Annotated in this window: 14 protein-coding genes; 13 read left to right on the top strand and 1 reads right to left on the bottom strand. The window is 57.1% G+C overall.

Going from position 1 to position 14,522, the window contains the following annotated elements; genetic code table 11:
- The first annotated feature begins 489 nt into the window (after positions 1-489).
- The 12 genes from ACSZPU_RS17005 to ACSZPU_RS16950 all read left to right on the top strand — a co-directional run bounded on the left by ACSZPU_RS17005 (position 490) and on the right by ACSZPU_RS16950 (position 13,774).
- Entirely contained in the window at positions 490-1,041 is a 552-nt protein-coding gene (locus ACSZPU_RS17005) for a chromate transporter (RefSeq protein WP_499001128.1), read from the top strand.
- Positions 1,038-1,568 carry a chromate transporter gene (locus ACSZPU_RS17000; protein ID WP_499001127.1) on the top strand — a complete coding sequence of 177 codons (531 nt, stop codon included), beginning with the start codon at positions 1,038-1,040 and terminating at the stop codon, positions 1,566-1,568. Before ACSZPU_RS17005 ends, ACSZPU_RS17000 begins: the two co-directional genes overlap by 4 nt.
- 283 nt (positions 1,569-1,851) lie before the next feature.
- Positions 1,852-2,691 (top strand): ABC transporter ATP-binding protein, encoded by an 840-nt coding sequence (locus tag ACSZPU_RS16995; RefSeq protein ID WP_499001124.1) that lies wholly within the window; start codon positions 1,852-1,854, stop codon positions 2,689-2,691.
- Entirely contained in the window at positions 2,681-3,562 is an 882-nt protein-coding gene (locus ACSZPU_RS16990) for an ABC transporter permease (protein ID WP_499001121.1), read from the top strand. The genes ACSZPU_RS16995 and ACSZPU_RS16990 overlap by 11 nt, the downstream gene beginning before the upstream one ends.
- On the top strand, positions 3,562-4,632 hold the full coding sequence (locus tag ACSZPU_RS16985; RefSeq protein ID WP_499001119.1) for an ABC transporter permease: 1,071 nt from the start codon (positions 3,562-3,564) through the stop codon (positions 4,630-4,632). The genes ACSZPU_RS16990 and ACSZPU_RS16985 overlap by 1 nt, the downstream gene beginning before the upstream one ends.
- Before the next feature lie 47 nt (positions 4,633-4,679).
- A complete protein-coding gene (locus ACSZPU_RS16980; protein WP_499001116.1) occupies positions 4,680-5,696 on the top strand; it encodes an ABC transporter substrate-binding protein in 1,017 nt (338 codons plus the stop codon).
- A 41-nt stretch (positions 5,697-5,737) separates the two neighbouring features.
- On the top strand, positions 5,738-6,385 hold the full coding sequence (locus ACSZPU_RS16975) for a TetR family transcriptional regulator C-terminal domain-containing protein (protein WP_499001114.1): 648 nt from the start codon (positions 5,738-5,740) through the stop codon (positions 6,383-6,385).
- A gap of 242 nt (positions 6,386-6,627) precedes the next feature.
- On the top strand, positions 6,628-8,016 hold the full coding sequence (locus ACSZPU_RS16970) for an NAD(P)-dependent oxidoreductase (RefSeq protein WP_499001112.1): 1,389 nt from the start codon (positions 6,628-6,630) through the stop codon (positions 8,014-8,016).
- Positions 8,009-9,313 carry an NAD-dependent dihydropyrimidine dehydrogenase subunit PreA gene (gene preA, locus ACSZPU_RS16965; protein ID WP_499001109.1) on the top strand — a complete coding sequence of 435 codons (1,305 nt, stop codon included), beginning with the start codon at positions 8,009-8,011 and terminating at the stop codon, positions 9,311-9,313. The genes ACSZPU_RS16970 and preA overlap by 8 nt, the downstream gene beginning before the upstream one ends.
- A gap of 165 nt (positions 9,314-9,478) precedes the next feature.
- Positions 9,479-10,927, top strand: coding sequence for a dihydropyrimidinase (hydA, locus tag ACSZPU_RS16960; protein WP_499001107.1), 1,449 nt, complete (start codon positions 9,479-9,481; stop codon positions 10,925-10,927).
- A gap of 24 nt (positions 10,928-10,951) precedes the next feature.
- Positions 10,952-12,238 carry a Zn-dependent hydrolase gene (locus ACSZPU_RS16955; RefSeq protein ID WP_499001105.1) on the top strand — a complete coding sequence of 429 codons (1,287 nt, stop codon included), beginning with the start codon at positions 10,952-10,954 and terminating at the stop codon, positions 12,236-12,238.
- A 297-nt stretch (positions 12,239-12,535) separates the two neighbouring features.
- Positions 12,536-13,774, top strand: a complete 1,239-nt coding sequence (locus tag ACSZPU_RS16950) for an EAL and HDOD domain-containing protein (RefSeq protein WP_499001103.1) — start codon at positions 12,536-12,538, stop codon at positions 13,772-13,774.
- A gap of 23 nt (positions 13,775-13,797) precedes the next feature.
- Here the strand turns inward: ACSZPU_RS16950 and ACSZPU_RS16945 are convergent, their stop codons facing one another.
- Complete coding sequence (locus ACSZPU_RS16945; protein ID WP_499001100.1) at positions 13,798-13,980, bottom strand: hypothetical protein; 183 nt, start codon at positions 13,978-13,980, stop codon at positions 13,798-13,800.
- A gap of 257 nt (positions 13,981-14,237) precedes the next feature.
- Between ACSZPU_RS16945 and ACSZPU_RS16940 the strand changes: the two genes are divergently transcribed.
- A partial coding sequence (locus ACSZPU_RS16940; RefSeq protein ID WP_499001098.1) for a winged helix-turn-helix transcriptional regulator occupies positions 14,238-14,522 on the top strand: 285 nt, incomplete at its 3' end.

The following is a 14,522-nucleotide window of genomic DNA, read 5'->3' as shown; positions in this document are numbered from 1 at the left end:
TAGTCATGATAATAGGGCCTTCTGATTAGAAGGCCCTATTATCAATGATTTTTATCCTCGTGACGACACTATCTAAAAACAACCAACTCATTGGTGAAAAAAAAGCCAGCTCGTAAGAGCTGGCCGCAACATGTCCAAAACCTTTTATTCAACAGTTTCTCTCATTAATAGAGAAGACCATCATTACATACTCAGAGAGCTTCGCATTCCTGATGCGCTTTAAGGGTAGATCGGGAAGTAACCACCTGCCATAAAACAAGAAAATTCTTAGCGAAGCGGTTAACGCCAGCGATCCCGTTGCCCCGGTATGTCAAAAATCGGGCCTCTCGTTGGGAATATTGTGGAAAGCCACCGCTGTCGCCACGGATTCTGGCGGCGATCATTTTTCTGCTGATTAAACTCCTGTAATTTCATCACCATTATGAATCGGTTATCGCACGTTGTGGTTTCGTCCATCAGAGGTATGTTGTCGTGCAAGAAAATAAGAAGATGCCCGTATCACCAGACGCCAGGCCAACGTTATGGCAGCTCTGGCAGACCTGTTTTATGTTAGGGGTAACCGGGTTTGGTGGGGTGCTGCCGTTAATGCACCAGGCGCTGGTGGAGAAAAAGCGCTGGCTATCGGATCAACGCTTTGCCGAACTGCTGGGACTGTGCCAGTTTCTGCCAGGAGGAAATGCCGTTAACTTGTGCGTCGCCACCGGGGTCGAGTTTCATGGTCTCAAGGGTGGATTTGTTGCACTAGTGGGATTACTGACCGCACCGCTGCTGATCATCATCGGCCTGGGCAATATCTGGCTGCTCTGGCATGACAATCCGCTGGTCGCTTCGGTCTTCGCCGGAATATCCGCCGCGGCCGCCGGGCTTATCAGTGCCACCGGGCTGAAAATCCTCTTCTCCATGCCACGCGCACTGACATCGTGGCTCATCATGGGCGGTATCATTATCGCCATTGCCGTTATCCGCCTGCCGCTGCTTCCGGTCTTACTGGTCGCCGTGCCGCTGAGCATTGTGCTGAGCTACCGGAAACACACATCATGACCACGCTGTTATCCCTTGCCGTTATCTTTTTACAGCTTTCATTTTTAGCGCTGGGCGGCGGTAATGCCATTCTCCCGGAACTGCAGCGCCAGGTGGTTGACGTCCATCACTGGATGACGTCCCGGGAATTCAGTGAGCTGTTCGCCCTCGCGCAGGCGGCCCCAGGCCCCAATATGATGATTACCTCGCTGGTGGGCTGGCGCGTCGCGGGCATCGCCGGGCTGGTGGTGTCAACCGTTTGCCAGTTCATCCCTTCGTCACTGATCGTGGTGGCGTGCGTGACCCTATGGAATAAAAACACCAACGAGAAAATGAAGCGGGTGTTGAACCATGCGCTGCTCCCCCTGACGGTCGGGCTGGTTATCTCCGGCGGGGCGCTGGTCGCTGGCGCGGTGGTGCATAACGCTCTGCAACTCGCCACCATCGCCGTGTGCATCGTCCTGTTTTTGAAAACCCGCCTTTCGCCGCTGATATTGTTGGCCGCGGGTGGCATTGTCGGGCTGCTCTCTGCCTTATACGGCCTGTAACGTCATCTGCCACACCGCCACATCCAGACTGTCACTCCCCCTTTGTGAAGGGGGCGTGTAGTCTGCAGACTCCCGCTCCTTTTTTCAGCAAAACCTGCCTGTTTTACCCACACAGTCCTGCCCCACGAACATGCATCACTGTCGACATTTGCACCAATTTAGCCATCAAAAAACCTTATCTTGCAGCCAAAAGCCGCGAAATAACGGCATTCAACGCCTGGCACAAAAATGGCATAGAGAAACAAACTTAACCAGTTAGTCAAAAAAACAGGGGAGTCCTGGAATGAGCCAGTTGATCTATGCAGAGGAATCTGCGGTCGTGCCGTTGAAACCGGCAACCGCCACCGCACGGCCTGCCATCAAGGTATACCAGGCCAATGTCATTTATCCGGCGGCCGACCAGCCCGTGCATGCGCTCAAGGACATTAACCTGACCATTCGCCAGGGCGAATTTGTCTCGTTTATCGGCCCTTCCGGCTGTGGCAAAACCACCTTACTGCGCGCCGTTGCCGACCTGGAGCCCATTACCTCCGGCGAAGTGCTGGTCAACGATATGTCGCCCTCCGAAGCCCGACAGGCAGGGGCATACGGCTACGTCTTCCAGGCTCCGGTCCTGCTGCCATGGCGTACCGTGCTGGCAAACGTCAAACTGCCTCTGCAAATCCAGGGCGTGCCGCCAGAACGCTGCGATGAAATCGCCCGCGAGCAGCTGGCGCGCGTCGGCCTGAAAGGCTTTGAGAAAAAATTCCCGTGGCAGCTTTCCGGCGGCATGCAGCAGCGCGTCTCCATTGCCCGTGCGCTCGGTTTTGAACCCAAGATTCTGATGATGGACGAACCCTTCGGCGCGCTGGATGAACTGACGCGCGACAACCTCAACCAGCAGCTACAGCAGCTGTGGTTTAACGAGCAGCGCACGATGGTCTTCGTGACCCACTCCATTTCCGAGGCGGTTTACCTGTCGACCAAAATCGTGGTGATGTCGCCGCGCCCGGGGCGGATTGTGAAGGTGATTGACTCTCCGCTTCCCGCCGAGCGCACCCTTGCCATTCGTGACACCCCGGCCTTTTTACAGCTTGCTGCCGACGTGCGCGAGGCGCTGGTGGAGGGGCATCATGACCATTAGTCAGCGTCTGCATCTCTATGCTCTGCCCGTCGGCAGCGTACTGCTGGCGGCGCTAATCCTCTGGTATGTGCTGGCCTTCGCGCTTAACGCATCCGGGGTGATCGACCGCGTGCTGGCGCCACGCGGCCCCTGGACCAGCAGCGATTTGATCGCCGCGTCCCTCAACGCCACGCGTCCACTGTTGCCCGCGCCGCATCAATTGATTGCCGATATCTGGAACAGCATGACCCAGTGGCCGCTCACCTCACCGCGCAACCTGTTGCTGCACACCTGGGTGACCGCCAGCGCCGCGCTGACCGGTTTCGCCATGGGGGTGGTGCTGGGCATCCTGCTGGCGGTGTGCATTGTGCACTCCCGGACGCTCGATAAAGCGCTGATGCCGTGGATTGTTGCCTCGCAAACTATCCCGGTGCTGGCGATTGCCCCCATCGTGCTGATTATCCTCGGCAGTCTGGGCATCACCGGCATGCTGCCCAAAGCGACCATCGCCATGTACCTGTGCTTTTTCCCGGTCACCATCGCCACCGTTCAGGGGCTGCGTTCGCCGCAAAAAATGGAAATGGAACTGGTACATACCTACGCCGCGCGGCGGGTCGATATCTTCTGGATGGTCCGCCTGCCCTCCTCTCTGCCGTATCTGTTTCCGGCGTTTCGCGTCGCCATTGCCAGCGGTCTGGTTGGCACCATGGTGGCAGAGCTGCCCACCGGCGCACAGGCCGGGCTGGGGGCAAGACTGCTGACCGGCTCCTATTACGGTAACACCATTCAGATTTGGTCTGCTTTAGTGATGGCCTCGCTGCTGGGCCTGGCGTTAACGGGGCTGGTAACCCTGACTGAACGGCTGGTCATGCGCCAGCGTAAGGGGGCGTGATGAAAAAGAGTACGATTCCCGGCACGCTGCTGTTAGTCAGCGCGTTTATCATCGCCGTCCTGTCGCTTATTCAGTTAAGTGGCGATAACGCTGCGTCTGTTGCACTGCGCGCCAATGCACTGTTGCTGATTGTCAGTACGCTGCTGGCCTGTTCACAAACCGTTTTGCGCTCCGCGCTGTTCGCAACGATGCTCGCTGTCTGCGCACTTTGGCTGGCGGTGCTGCCGTTTACGGGCCTGAGCACCCTCGCGCTGGCGCTGCTGGCCGCCGTTAGCGTACAGCGGCTGGCGAGTGCCCCGGTTCCCCCAGCTGCCGTTGCTGCGCTACTCGGCATCTGGCTGCTGTGGTTCTGGCAGGTTCTGGTCACCGGGTTTGCCGTTCCGCAGGTCATCCTGCCTGCGCCACTGGATATCCTCACCGCGCTCGTCGACAGCGTCTCGCTGCTGGCAGGCGACCTGGTGCAGACCGTCCTCAAATCGGTGCTGGCGGGGTATCTGCTGGGCAGCGGTTTAGGCATTGGCGTGGCGCTGCTTATCGACAGACTGCCCTTCCTGCAACGTGGGCTGTTGCCCGTCGCCAGCCTGACCAGCACCGTGCCGCTGGTCGGCGTCGCCCCTATCGCGGTGATGTGGTTTGGTTTCGACTGGCCGTCAAAAGCCGCCGTGGTCATTCTGGTGACCTTTTTCCCGGCGCTGGTCAGCACCCTGGCTGGACTGAAAGCGAGCGGCAAACTCGAGCAAGAGCTGATGTATTGCTACGCCGCCACGCCCCACCAGCAGTTGCGCATGCTGCGTCTTCCCGCCGCGATGCCGTTTATTTTTAGCGCCCTGAAAGTGAACGCCACCCTGGCGCTGATCACCGCCATTGTCGCTGAATATTTTGGCTCACCAACCGCCGGGCTGGGCTTTCGCATCTCTACGGAATCGGCGCGAATGCATATGCCCGTGGTGTGGTCAGCGATTGTGGTGTCGTCGCTGGCGGGTTCGCTAATTTATACCTTGCTGGTCCGGCTCGATCGCCGCGTGAATTTCTGGCATCCCTCGATTCGTGGGATGGCGACGGAAAAGTAAAACAACATAAAAACATGATGATGCACACTAACCCGAGGAGTTATCCCATGATGAAACGTTCCGCTTTTCGCCGGGGGTTGTTGCTGGCGGCAATGTCTGTGGCTTTTACCTTTTCAGCACACGCAGCAGAAAAAGTGACGCTGCAGTTGAAGTGGTTACCGCAGTCGCAATTTGCTGGCTACTACGTGGCGCAGGAAAAAGGGTTTTATAAAGAGGAAGGACTGGATGTCACCATTAAACCCGGCGGTACGGATATTTCTCCGGTCCAGGTGATTGCCGGGAAATCCGCAGATGTGATCGTCAACTGGCTGCCGGATGCGCTGGCGTCACGCGAGGCGGGCGTTCCGCTGGTCAACATTGCCCAGGTTTACGATCGCTCCGGGATGATGCTGACCTGTAAAAAATCGAGCGGCATTAAAACGCCTGCCGATTTCAAAGGCAAAACCCTGGGCGTCTGGTACGGCGGCAACGAGTACCCCTTCTTCAACTGGATGAACAAACTGGGGCTGAAACCTGGCACCGACATTACCATTCTCAAACAAGGTTTTAACGTTGATCCGCTGTTGCAGGATCAGGCGGCCTGTATCTCCACCATGAACTACAACGAATACTGGCAGCTGATCGATGCGGGCTTAAAAGAATCCGATCTGATCACCTTCCCGTATGAGGATCAGGGCGTATCCACCCTGGAAGATGGCCTGTATGTGCTGGATTCCAGCCTGAAAGATCCGGCGTTCGTCGCCAAAATGGCCAGGTTCCTGAAAGCGTCGTTTAAAGGCTGGGACTACGCGGTGAAACACCCGCAAGAGGCGGCGAAAATCGTGGTCGCGGAAGATGCTTCCGGTGCGGCTACCGAAGAGGTGCAGACGCGCCAGATGGAGAACGTGGCGAAGCTGATCACCAATGCCAACACGCCGAAAATCGGCTATCTCGACCCGGCAGCCTATCGCCGTACGATTGATGTCTTACTGCACAGCGGTGGCGATACCCCGGTTATCAAAAAAGATCCGAGTGACAGCGCGATGACTCATACCGTCTGGGATGCCGCAGCGAAACTGAAATAACCCTCCCCCGCCAGGGACGGCGGATTTCACTGGAGCCTGTCATGACTGAAAGCCTGCTGAGCGGCATTGACGTTTCGCTGGAAAAAGGGCGTATTCGCCAGGATAACGAGGCGATCATCATGCCTGCCGCCGAGCGCGTCTTTGCCCGTTACGGATTTCGCGGTGCCACCATGCAGCAGATTGCCGATGCCGCCGAGCTGCCAAAAGCGAATCTGCATTACTATTTCGGCAGTAAACAAACCCTCTATTTGCGCGTACTAGAGTGCATTTTGCACGACTGGCTGGCGCCGCTTGAGGGGATCTCCGCCAGTGCCGATCCCAAAACCGCGCTCGAAGAGTATGTGCGTAAAAAAATTGGTTTTAGTTTTGCCCGCCCGGAAGCCTCTCGCCTGTTTGCCAATGAGATCCTGCAAGGGGCACAGGTGGTCCACCCGCTGTTAAAAACTCAGCTCAGACAACTGGTCGCGGAAAAGGCGCGCATCCTCGATGGTTGGATTGCCAGCGGCAAGCTCCAGCCGATGGACACCACCCACTTCTTTTTTACCGTCTGGTCGATGACCCAAACCTACGCGGATTTTGATATTCAGATTGCCGCCGTACTGGGCGATGACTCTCACAGCGAGGGGGCGCAGCTGCGGGCAACGGAACATGTGTTGCGCTGCGTCTGGCGGATCTGCGGGCTGGAGTGATTCACAAATCTTGCTGCAATATGCAGCAAATAGCGTCAAATATGGTGCGAATTGCACCAAAAAACACCATAAGAAATCACACTATGTTGTTCATGATCCTTTAACTCCCTGAATTTACGCGATCTGCGGCAAACATGCCGCAAATGGCACGTAATTAGCATGGTTATTACGCGAAAACTTAACCATCTGGTCAGGATTTTTAACGCAGGGAGAGATAACCCTGCTGACAATTCAGGAGAAGCATGATGAGCAACTGTTCAGGTATCGACGCCCCCGGGATCCAGCCCGCACGGCTGGCCCCCGACGCGTATGCCCGCGAGTTTGCGGACTGCGCGCCCCCGTTAACCGCCACCCAGGCGGTGATTGAAGCGGAACGCTGTTACTACTGCTTTGACGCCCCCTGTTCCCGGGCCTGCCCGGCGGATATTGATGTGCCGAGCTTTATCCAGCGCATCGCCCAGAGCAACGATCGCGGTGCGGCAGAGGTCATTTTGCGATCCAACGTATTAGGCGCTATCTGTAGCCGCGTCTGCCCAACCGAAACCCTGTGTGAGCAGGTCTGCGTGCGTAACGCACTGGATGGTCGCCCGCTCAATATCGGCCTGCTCCAGCGCCACGCGACCGACCATTTCTTTGCTCATCCCGGTAAGCCGCTGTTCGTTCGTGGCCCGGAAACAGGCAAGCGCATTGCCGTGGTCGGCGCGGGGCCGGCCGGGCTGACCGTTGCCCACCATCTGGCGATAGCAGGCCACAGCGTGGATCTCTTCGATGCCCGTAGTAAAGCGGGCGGTCTCAATGAATATGGCCTTGCCAGCTATAAAGTGACCGACGATTTCGCCGCGCGCGAAGTGGCCTGGCTGCTCTCGGTGGGCGGCATCACGCTGCACGCGGGTCAAACGCTGGGTGAAGGTTTCAGCCTCGCGCAGCTACGGGCCAGCCACGACGCCGTATTCCTCGGCCTTGGGTTAGCGGGCGTGAACCAGCTGGAAAACAGTGGCACCGAACCCGAAGGGGTCTGTGAAGCGGTGGATTTCATCGCCGGTTTGCGCCAGTGCGCGGATCTGAGCCAGCTCCCCGTTGGCCGAAAAGTGGTGGTGATTGGCGGGGGGATGACCGCCGTCGACGCCGCCGTACAGGCGAAAAAACTCGGCGCACAAGAGGTGACGCTGGTGTATCGCCGTGGCGAAGCACAGATGAAGGCATCAGAAAAAGAGCGCCAGTGGGCACAGCTGAACGGCGTGACGCTGCGCCTGTGGGCCGCCCCGCTGCGCTTCGAGCAGCACAACCACCGCCTGACGGGCGTGACGTTCAGCGTGATGCGTGAGGGTGAAATCAGCGATGAGACCTTCACGCTGGAAGCCGACATGGTGCTAAAAGCCATCGGCCAGACCTTCGACAGCGCCCCCGTCGGGCAAAACATTGTGCTCAAACACGGGCGTATCGCCACTGATGAGAGCGGTCGCACTTCGCTGGCGGGCGTCTGGGCCGGGGGAGACTGCTGTGCGGGCGGCCTTGATCTGACGGTTGACGCCGTACGCCAGGGCAAACTCGCTGCCCGTTCAATCGCGCTGGCCCTCACCATCACCGACGCCGCTAACGCCACCTCTTTTCAGGAGCACTCCCATGGCTAGTTTGCACACCGATTTTCTTGGCATCAAAAGCCCTAATCCGTTCTGGCTGGCGTCCGCGCCGCCAACGGACAAAGAGTACAACGTGGAGCGTGCCTTTCAGGCGGGCTGGGGCGGCGTAGTGTGGAAAACGCTCGGGCTGGATCCGCACGTGGTCAACGTCAGCGGGCCGCGCTACGGCACACTGCTCGGGACCGACCGACGCATTTTGGGGCTGAATAATATCGAGCTTATCACTGACCGTACGCTGGCCATCAACCTTGAGGAGATTACCCGCATCAAACAGCGCTGGCCGGACCGGGCGGTAGTGGTGTCAATCATGGTGCCCTGCGAAGAAGAGGCGTGGAAAACCATTCTGCCGCAGGTAGAAGCCACGGGGGCAGACGGTATCGAGCTGAATTTCGGCTGCCCGCACGGCATGAGCGAGCGTGGGATGGGCGCGGCGGTCGGTCAGGTACCGGAATATATCGAAATGGTCACCCGCTGGTGCAAGCAATATTGCAGCCTGCCGGTGATCGTCAAACTGACGCCAAACATCACCGATATTCGCTATCCGGCCAGGGCGGCAAAAGCGGGAGGCGCGGATGCTGTGTCGCTGATCAACACCATTAATTCGGTGATTGGCGTAGACCTCGACCAGATGCTGATGTCGCCGCATACGGGCAGCCAGGGGTCGCACGGCGGCTACTGCGGCCCGGCGGTGAAGCCGATTGCGCTGAATATGGTTTCGGAAATTGGCCGCGACGCGCAAACCCGTGGCCTGCCGATTTCCGGCATTGGCGGGATATCCACCTGGCGCGATGCGGCGGAGTTTATCGCGCTGGGGTGCGGGACGGTGCAGGTGTGTACCGCCGCGATGGTCCATGGCTTCCAGATTGTGCGCGACATGATAAGCGGCCTGGAAAACTACATGGATCAGAAAGGGTTCCAGACCATTGAAGATTTCCGCGGCATGGCGCTGCCAAGCGTCACCGACTGGCGCTATCTCAACCTGAATCACGTGGATAAAGCGGTGATTGACCAGGCGTCGTGCATAAAGTGCGGGCGCTGCCATCTGGTGTGCGAAGACACCTCGCACCAGGCGATTGCCGCGACAACCGGGGAGGAGCGGCGCTTCGAAGTGCGCGAAGAGGATTGTGTTGGCTGCAATCTCTGCGCCTCGATTTGCCCGGTGGAAAACTGCATTTCACTGCGCAGCCTGCAGCCCGGCGAGGTGGATAAGCGTACCGGCAAGGTGGTGACGGAGGTGTACGCCAACTGGACGACGCACCCGAATAACCCGATGGCCGCCACGGCGTAGTTGGCGGTGTGCGACCTGCCCCCCCTCACCCCGACCCTCTCCCTCAAGGGAGAGGGAGAAAAGCAAGGCCAGCTCGGTTCAGTCCCCTCGCCCCTTTGGGGAGAGGGTTAGGGTGAGGGGAAAAGAACATAACCCATCAAACCAAATCACTACAGGAGAAAACGAATGCGTAACCTGTTGATCAAAGGCGGAACCGTCGTCAACGCGGACCACCAGCGTCGTGCCGACGTGCTCTGTGTCGACGGCATCATTGCTGCCGTTGGCGATGCAACCCAGTGGCATATCCCCGCCGGAACCGAAACCGTGGACGCGGGCGGGCTGTACGTAATGCCCGGTGGCATCGACCCGCATACCCATATGAATTTCCCGTTTATGGGCACCACCACGGTCGATGATTTCTACAGCGGCACCGCTGCGGCACTGGCGGGCGGTTCCACCACCATCATCGATTTCGTCATCCCTAACCCACAACAACCGCTGATGGACGCGTATCAGCAGTGGCGCGGCTGGGCTGAAAAAGCGGCGGCCGATTATAGCTTCCACGTCGCCATCACCTGGTGGGACGAGAGCGTGCATCAGGACATGGGCACGCTGGTACAGCAGGAAGGCGTCAACAGCTTTAAACACTTTATGGCCTACAAAAACGCCATCATGTGCGATGACGAAACCCTGATGAACAGCTTCCGTCGCTGCCTGGAACTGGGGGCGATGCCCACGGTACACGCGGAAAACGGCGAGATGGTTTACCTGCTGCAACAAGAGATGCTTAAGCAAGGCATCACCGGACCAGAAGCCCACCCCCTCTCCCGCCCGCCGGAAGTCGAGGGCGAAGCCGCCAACCGCGCCATCACGGTGGCCAGTATTATGGGCGTACCGATTTACGTGGTACACGTCTCGTGCCGCGAATCCGCCGAGGCCATCGCCCGTGCTCGCGGCCGCGGTCAGCGCGTCTATGGCGAAGTGCTCGCCGGGCATTTAGTGATTGACGACAGCGTCTATCGCCATCCGGACTTCGGCTTCGCCGCTGCCCACGTGATGAGTCCACCATTTCGCGATAAATCCCATCAGTCGGCGCTGTGGCATGGTCTGCAATCCGGCCAGCTTCATACCACCGCCACCGACCACTGCACCTTTTGCGCCAGCCAGAAAGCGGCAGGTCGCGACAATTTCAGCAAAATTCCCAACGGCTGCGGCGGCGTGGAAGAGCGCATGGCGGTCATCTGGGACGCCGGGGTCAACAGCGGACGCCTGACGCCGAGCGAGTTCGTGGCAATTACCTCTGCCAATACCGCCCGCCTTTTCAATATCTATCCGCGTAAAGGGTGCGTGGCACAGGGTGCGGATGCCGACCTGGTGCTCTGGGATCCGACGGGCAGCAAAACGTTCTCCGCCAGCACCCACCACTCACGCAATGATTTCAATATTTTCGAAGGTCGTACGGTTACCGGCGTCCCGGCCTTCACCATCAGCCAGGGCCAGTTGGTATGGGTTGATGGCGAACTGCGCGCCCGCGAAGGAGCGGGTCGCTATATCAAACGCCCGCCATTCGGGCCGGATTTCAGCGCAGCGGCAGCATGGGAGCGCCAGCGCGCCCCACAGGCCGTCGCCCGTTAATCACCAGACATTGAGGAAACAATCATGAGCAGTGAAGTCGTTTCACCAGACACGAACAGCATTGATATCAGTGACCTGCGGGTTGATGGCGATCGATTGTGGCAATCATTAATGGATTTGGCGCAAATTGGCGCCACGCCCAAAGGCGGGGTCTGCCGCTTAACGCTGACCGACCTCGACCGCCAGGGGCGTGATTTGGTCGTCGGCTGGGGCAAAGCCGCCGGGCTGTCGGTCGAAATAGACCAGATCGGCAATGTCTTTATGCGCCGTCCAGGCCGCAACAACGCCCTGCTGCCTATTATCGCGGGGAGCCATATCGACACCCAGCCAACCGGGGGAAAATTCGACGGCAATTTTGGCGTTCTCTCGGCGCTCGAAGTTATCCGCACCCTAAACGATCGCGGTATCGAAACCGAAGCGCCGGTTGAGATGGTTTTCTGGACCAACGAAGAAGGCTCGCGCTTTGTGCCCGTGATGATGGGTTCGGGCGTCTTCGCTGGCATCTTCCCGCTGGAGACGGCCTACGCGGCAACTGACACCGAGGGGAAATCGGTAAAAGACGAACTGTTCAAGATTGGCTATGCGGGGGATGTGGTGCCGGGAACCCACCCTATCGGCGCTTACTTTGAAGCGCATATCGAACAGGGCCCTATCCTCGAAGATCGGGATATCGCCATTGGTGTGGTGCAAGCGGTACTGGGTATTCGCTGGTATGACTGTATCGTCACGGGGATGGAGTCCCACGCCGGGCCAACGCCGATGGCAATGCGCAAAGATGCCCTGCAGGTTGCCACGCTTATCATGCAGGAAGTGGTGAACATTGCCGGGCAATTTGCTCCTCACGGGCGCGGTACCGTGGGTATGGTGCAGGTGCATCCCAACAGCCGCAACGTGGTGCCGGGCAGCGTGAAATTCTCCATCGATTTTCGCAATATGACCGATGCCGACGTGGATAACATGGATGCGGCATTAAAAGCGTACATTGCGCAGACGGTCGAAAAAACCGGGCTGAGCGTGGAGCTGAAACAGGTCTCGCATTATCCCGCGGCCCCGTTCCACCCGGATTGTAAAGACGCCGTACAACGGGCAGCGCAAAAATTAGGCTATTCTTTCATGGATATCGTTTCGGGTGCGGGACATGATGCGGTTTATATGAGCATGCTCGCACCTGCCGGGATGATTTTTATTCCCTGTAAGGATGGCATCAGTCACAATGAGATAGAATATTCTTCACCGGAACAGGTCACGTCCGGGGCAAATGTGTTGTTACACGCTATGCTGGAAAAAGCTGGGGTTGTCTCCCGGTCATAATCGGGTGCTTCACAGGAAAAACCCGGTTGCAGGCAATCGGGTTTATTTTTTTCAGCGGACTGAACATTTTTTTTGCAGAAAACTGCCCCGACAACGCCCCGTAAACGCAGATGGGATTTGACTTAAGTCCCTCAGAAGTTTACAAAAGATACGGCCTTCTGTAAGACCCACACGCGTCTTTGCCATTTTCGTCCAGGCTTCCATTTCATCGGTAAGGGAAAATGATGGGGGATTAACCGGTTTCATACTTCATTAACCGGGTTTTTGATTTTTGCAGGCATCTGTATGGAGTATCCAATGTTTTCTTTTGTCGCCCGCCAGGCGATTTTTGATGAAAATATGAACACAGTCGGTTATGAGCTGTTGTTCAGAGACAGCATGACGAACCGGTTTCCCGACGTTACTCCGGAATATGCCACTGCCCAAATCATCGTAGAACAATTTCTTGGTGCGCCCCTCGGTCGCCTTAAGGAATACAGCGCCATCTTCGTTAACTTTCCCTATGAGCTGCTGGTCCAGGGCATGGCCGAGACCTTGCCGAAAGACCGTGTCATTGTGGAAATACTCGAAACCGCTGAACCCACTCCCCGCCTGCTTAAGACCGTAAAACAGCTTTATAAACATGGTTTCCGTATCGCGCTGGACGATTTTGAACTCGGCAATACGTGGAATGACTTCCTGCCCTATGTCAGCATCATCAAGTTTGATGTGCGCATGAGCACGGCGGAAAAGATCAAAGATTACATTGAAAGCAAAGCCGACCTGCTAAAGGGCACCGTTTTTCTGGCGGAAAAAGTCGAAACGCAGGAAGAGTATGAGTGTTTCCGCGACCTGGGTTGCACCCTGTTCCAGGGGCACTTTTTCAGTAAGCCAGTCATTCACGCCAACAACAAGCTTATCCAGAATCAGTCTGTGACCTTAAAGCTGATGAGGGAAGTGAACACGGACTCTCCGGACTTCGGCAAAATAGAAGCGCTGCTGAAACAGGACCTGGCACTCTCTTTCAAGCTGATGCGTTATGCGCAGAATATTGTCTTCAATGCACGCGGCATCAAAAACTTTCGCAGCCAGTCACTGAAAGACATCATCTTCTACCTTGGCACCAATGAGCTACGCCGCTTCGTCCTGGTGGCCTGCTTAACCTCGGTGAACGTCGGCAAAACGGATGAAATTTATCACCGCTGCCTGATTCGCGGAAAATTCTGCGAACTCGCCGCCGCCCGTTCGATCAGCCGTCATTCATCAGATGATGCCTTTATCGTAGGGTTGTTCTCGCAGTTAGACGATATCTTCGAAATGCCGATGGCCGATTTGATTGGCCAGATTGACGTGTCATCCAACGTGATGATGGCACTGAGAGAGAAGCGCGGCCCGCTCTATCCTTACCTGCACCTGGCGCAACTGTATGAAAACCACAAATGGGAAGATGTCAGCGCGCTGGGCCACCGACTCGGCTTAAACCGCAGTGTGGTGGCAGAACTGATGAAGTCTGCTGGCCAATGGGCGGATGATATTCCGACCGGCACCACCGGTTGAGCCGTCACCATGTACTGGCTTCTCTATTCGTAATTCGCAATCACTTCTATCGCCGGTCTGGCTTTGCCAGCCTGAGGCACCGCTTCCGTTTGAATAAAACGTGCCGCCATTTTGATCGTGGCAGAAGGGGCATTTGCACCTAACGCAATCGTTGAGGCGTAACCGCTGACCAGCGAACTGACGGAAACGGGCGTGTTAAACAGCACCGGGTTACCAGGATTAATACCCGCACTCTGTGTGCTGTAATCCCCCCAGCCAAGCTGAACACCATAGCCCTGCGCGCCACCGGCATCCAGTGCGATGGTGCCGTCAAGCTGGTTCCCCAGATGATCGTTTACGATTACCGCCGAGTAGGGAATGATTTTGAGGGACGGTGCTTTATTTGTAAGCGTCTCATCCAGACCGTCTTTTATTTTTGCCCGTGTTTTCTACCATGGACACTTTCACGAACATGGACACTACCGTGGACAGAAACACGCCTTACATCAGCAGACCCTGGATCACTACTGCACTCAGTCTGCGCTTTAACGACGCCCTGACTTACCGTGAAATCGCTGAGCAACTGAACATCAGTACTTCCGCCACGCATAAAATGTTCAAGCGTTTCCGCCGCACGGGTATTAACTGGCCATTGCCGCTGGAATACACGCCCGAGCGCCTGGAAGAGGAACTGTACGCTTTCAATCTTGAAACAAACCTGCCTGTCAAAAAACGCCGCCCGGACTGGCCACTGGAGTTCAAAATTCGC

The organism is Phytobacter sp. V69, assembly GCF_965644215.1.
Classification (GTDB): Bacteria; Pseudomonadota; Gammaproteobacteria; order Enterobacterales; family Enterobacteriaceae; genus Phytobacter.
The sequence above is the reverse complement of the archived record's forward strand: the minus strand, read 5'-3'. Positions and strand labels throughout refer to the sequence as shown.

Coding starts and splice junctions, on each gene's coding strand:
- ACSZPU_RS17005 (WP_499001128.1), top strand. CDS start 490: ATGCCCGTATCACCAGACGCCAGGCCAACGTTATGGCAGCTCTGGCAG.
- ACSZPU_RS17000 (WP_499001127.1), top strand. CDS start 1,038: ATGACCACGCTGTTATCCCTTGCCGTTATCTTTTTACAGCTTTCATTT.
- ACSZPU_RS16995 (WP_499001124.1), top strand. CDS start 1,852: ATGAGCCAGTTGATCTATGCAGAGGAATCTGCGGTCGTGCCGTTGAAA.
- ACSZPU_RS16990 (WP_499001121.1), top strand. CDS start 2,681: ATGACCATTAGTCAGCGTCTGCATCTCTATGCTCTGCCCGTCGGCAGC.
- ACSZPU_RS16985 (WP_499001119.1), top strand. CDS start 3,562: ATGAAAAAGAGTACGATTCCCGGCACGCTGCTGTTAGTCAGCGCGTTT.
- ACSZPU_RS16980 (WP_499001116.1), top strand. CDS start 4,680: ATGATGAAACGTTCCGCTTTTCGCCGGGGGTTGTTGCTGGCGGCAATG.
- ACSZPU_RS16975 (WP_499001114.1), top strand. CDS start 5,738: ATGACTGAAAGCCTGCTGAGCGGCATTGACGTTTCGCTGGAAAAAGGG.
- ACSZPU_RS16970 (WP_499001112.1), top strand. CDS start 6,628: ATGATGAGCAACTGTTCAGGTATCGACGCCCCCGGGATCCAGCCCGCA.
- preA (WP_499001109.1), top strand. CDS start 8,009: ATGGCTAGTTTGCACACCGATTTTCTTGGCATCAAAAGCCCTAATCCG.
- hydA (WP_499001107.1), top strand. CDS start 9,479: ATGCGTAACCTGTTGATCAAAGGCGGAACCGTCGTCAACGCGGACCAC.
- ACSZPU_RS16955 (WP_499001105.1), top strand. CDS start 10,952: ATGAGCAGTGAAGTCGTTTCACCAGACACGAACAGCATTGATATCAGT.
- ACSZPU_RS16950 (WP_499001103.1), top strand. CDS start 12,536: ATGTTTTCTTTTGTCGCCCGCCAGGCGATTTTTGATGAAAATATGAAC.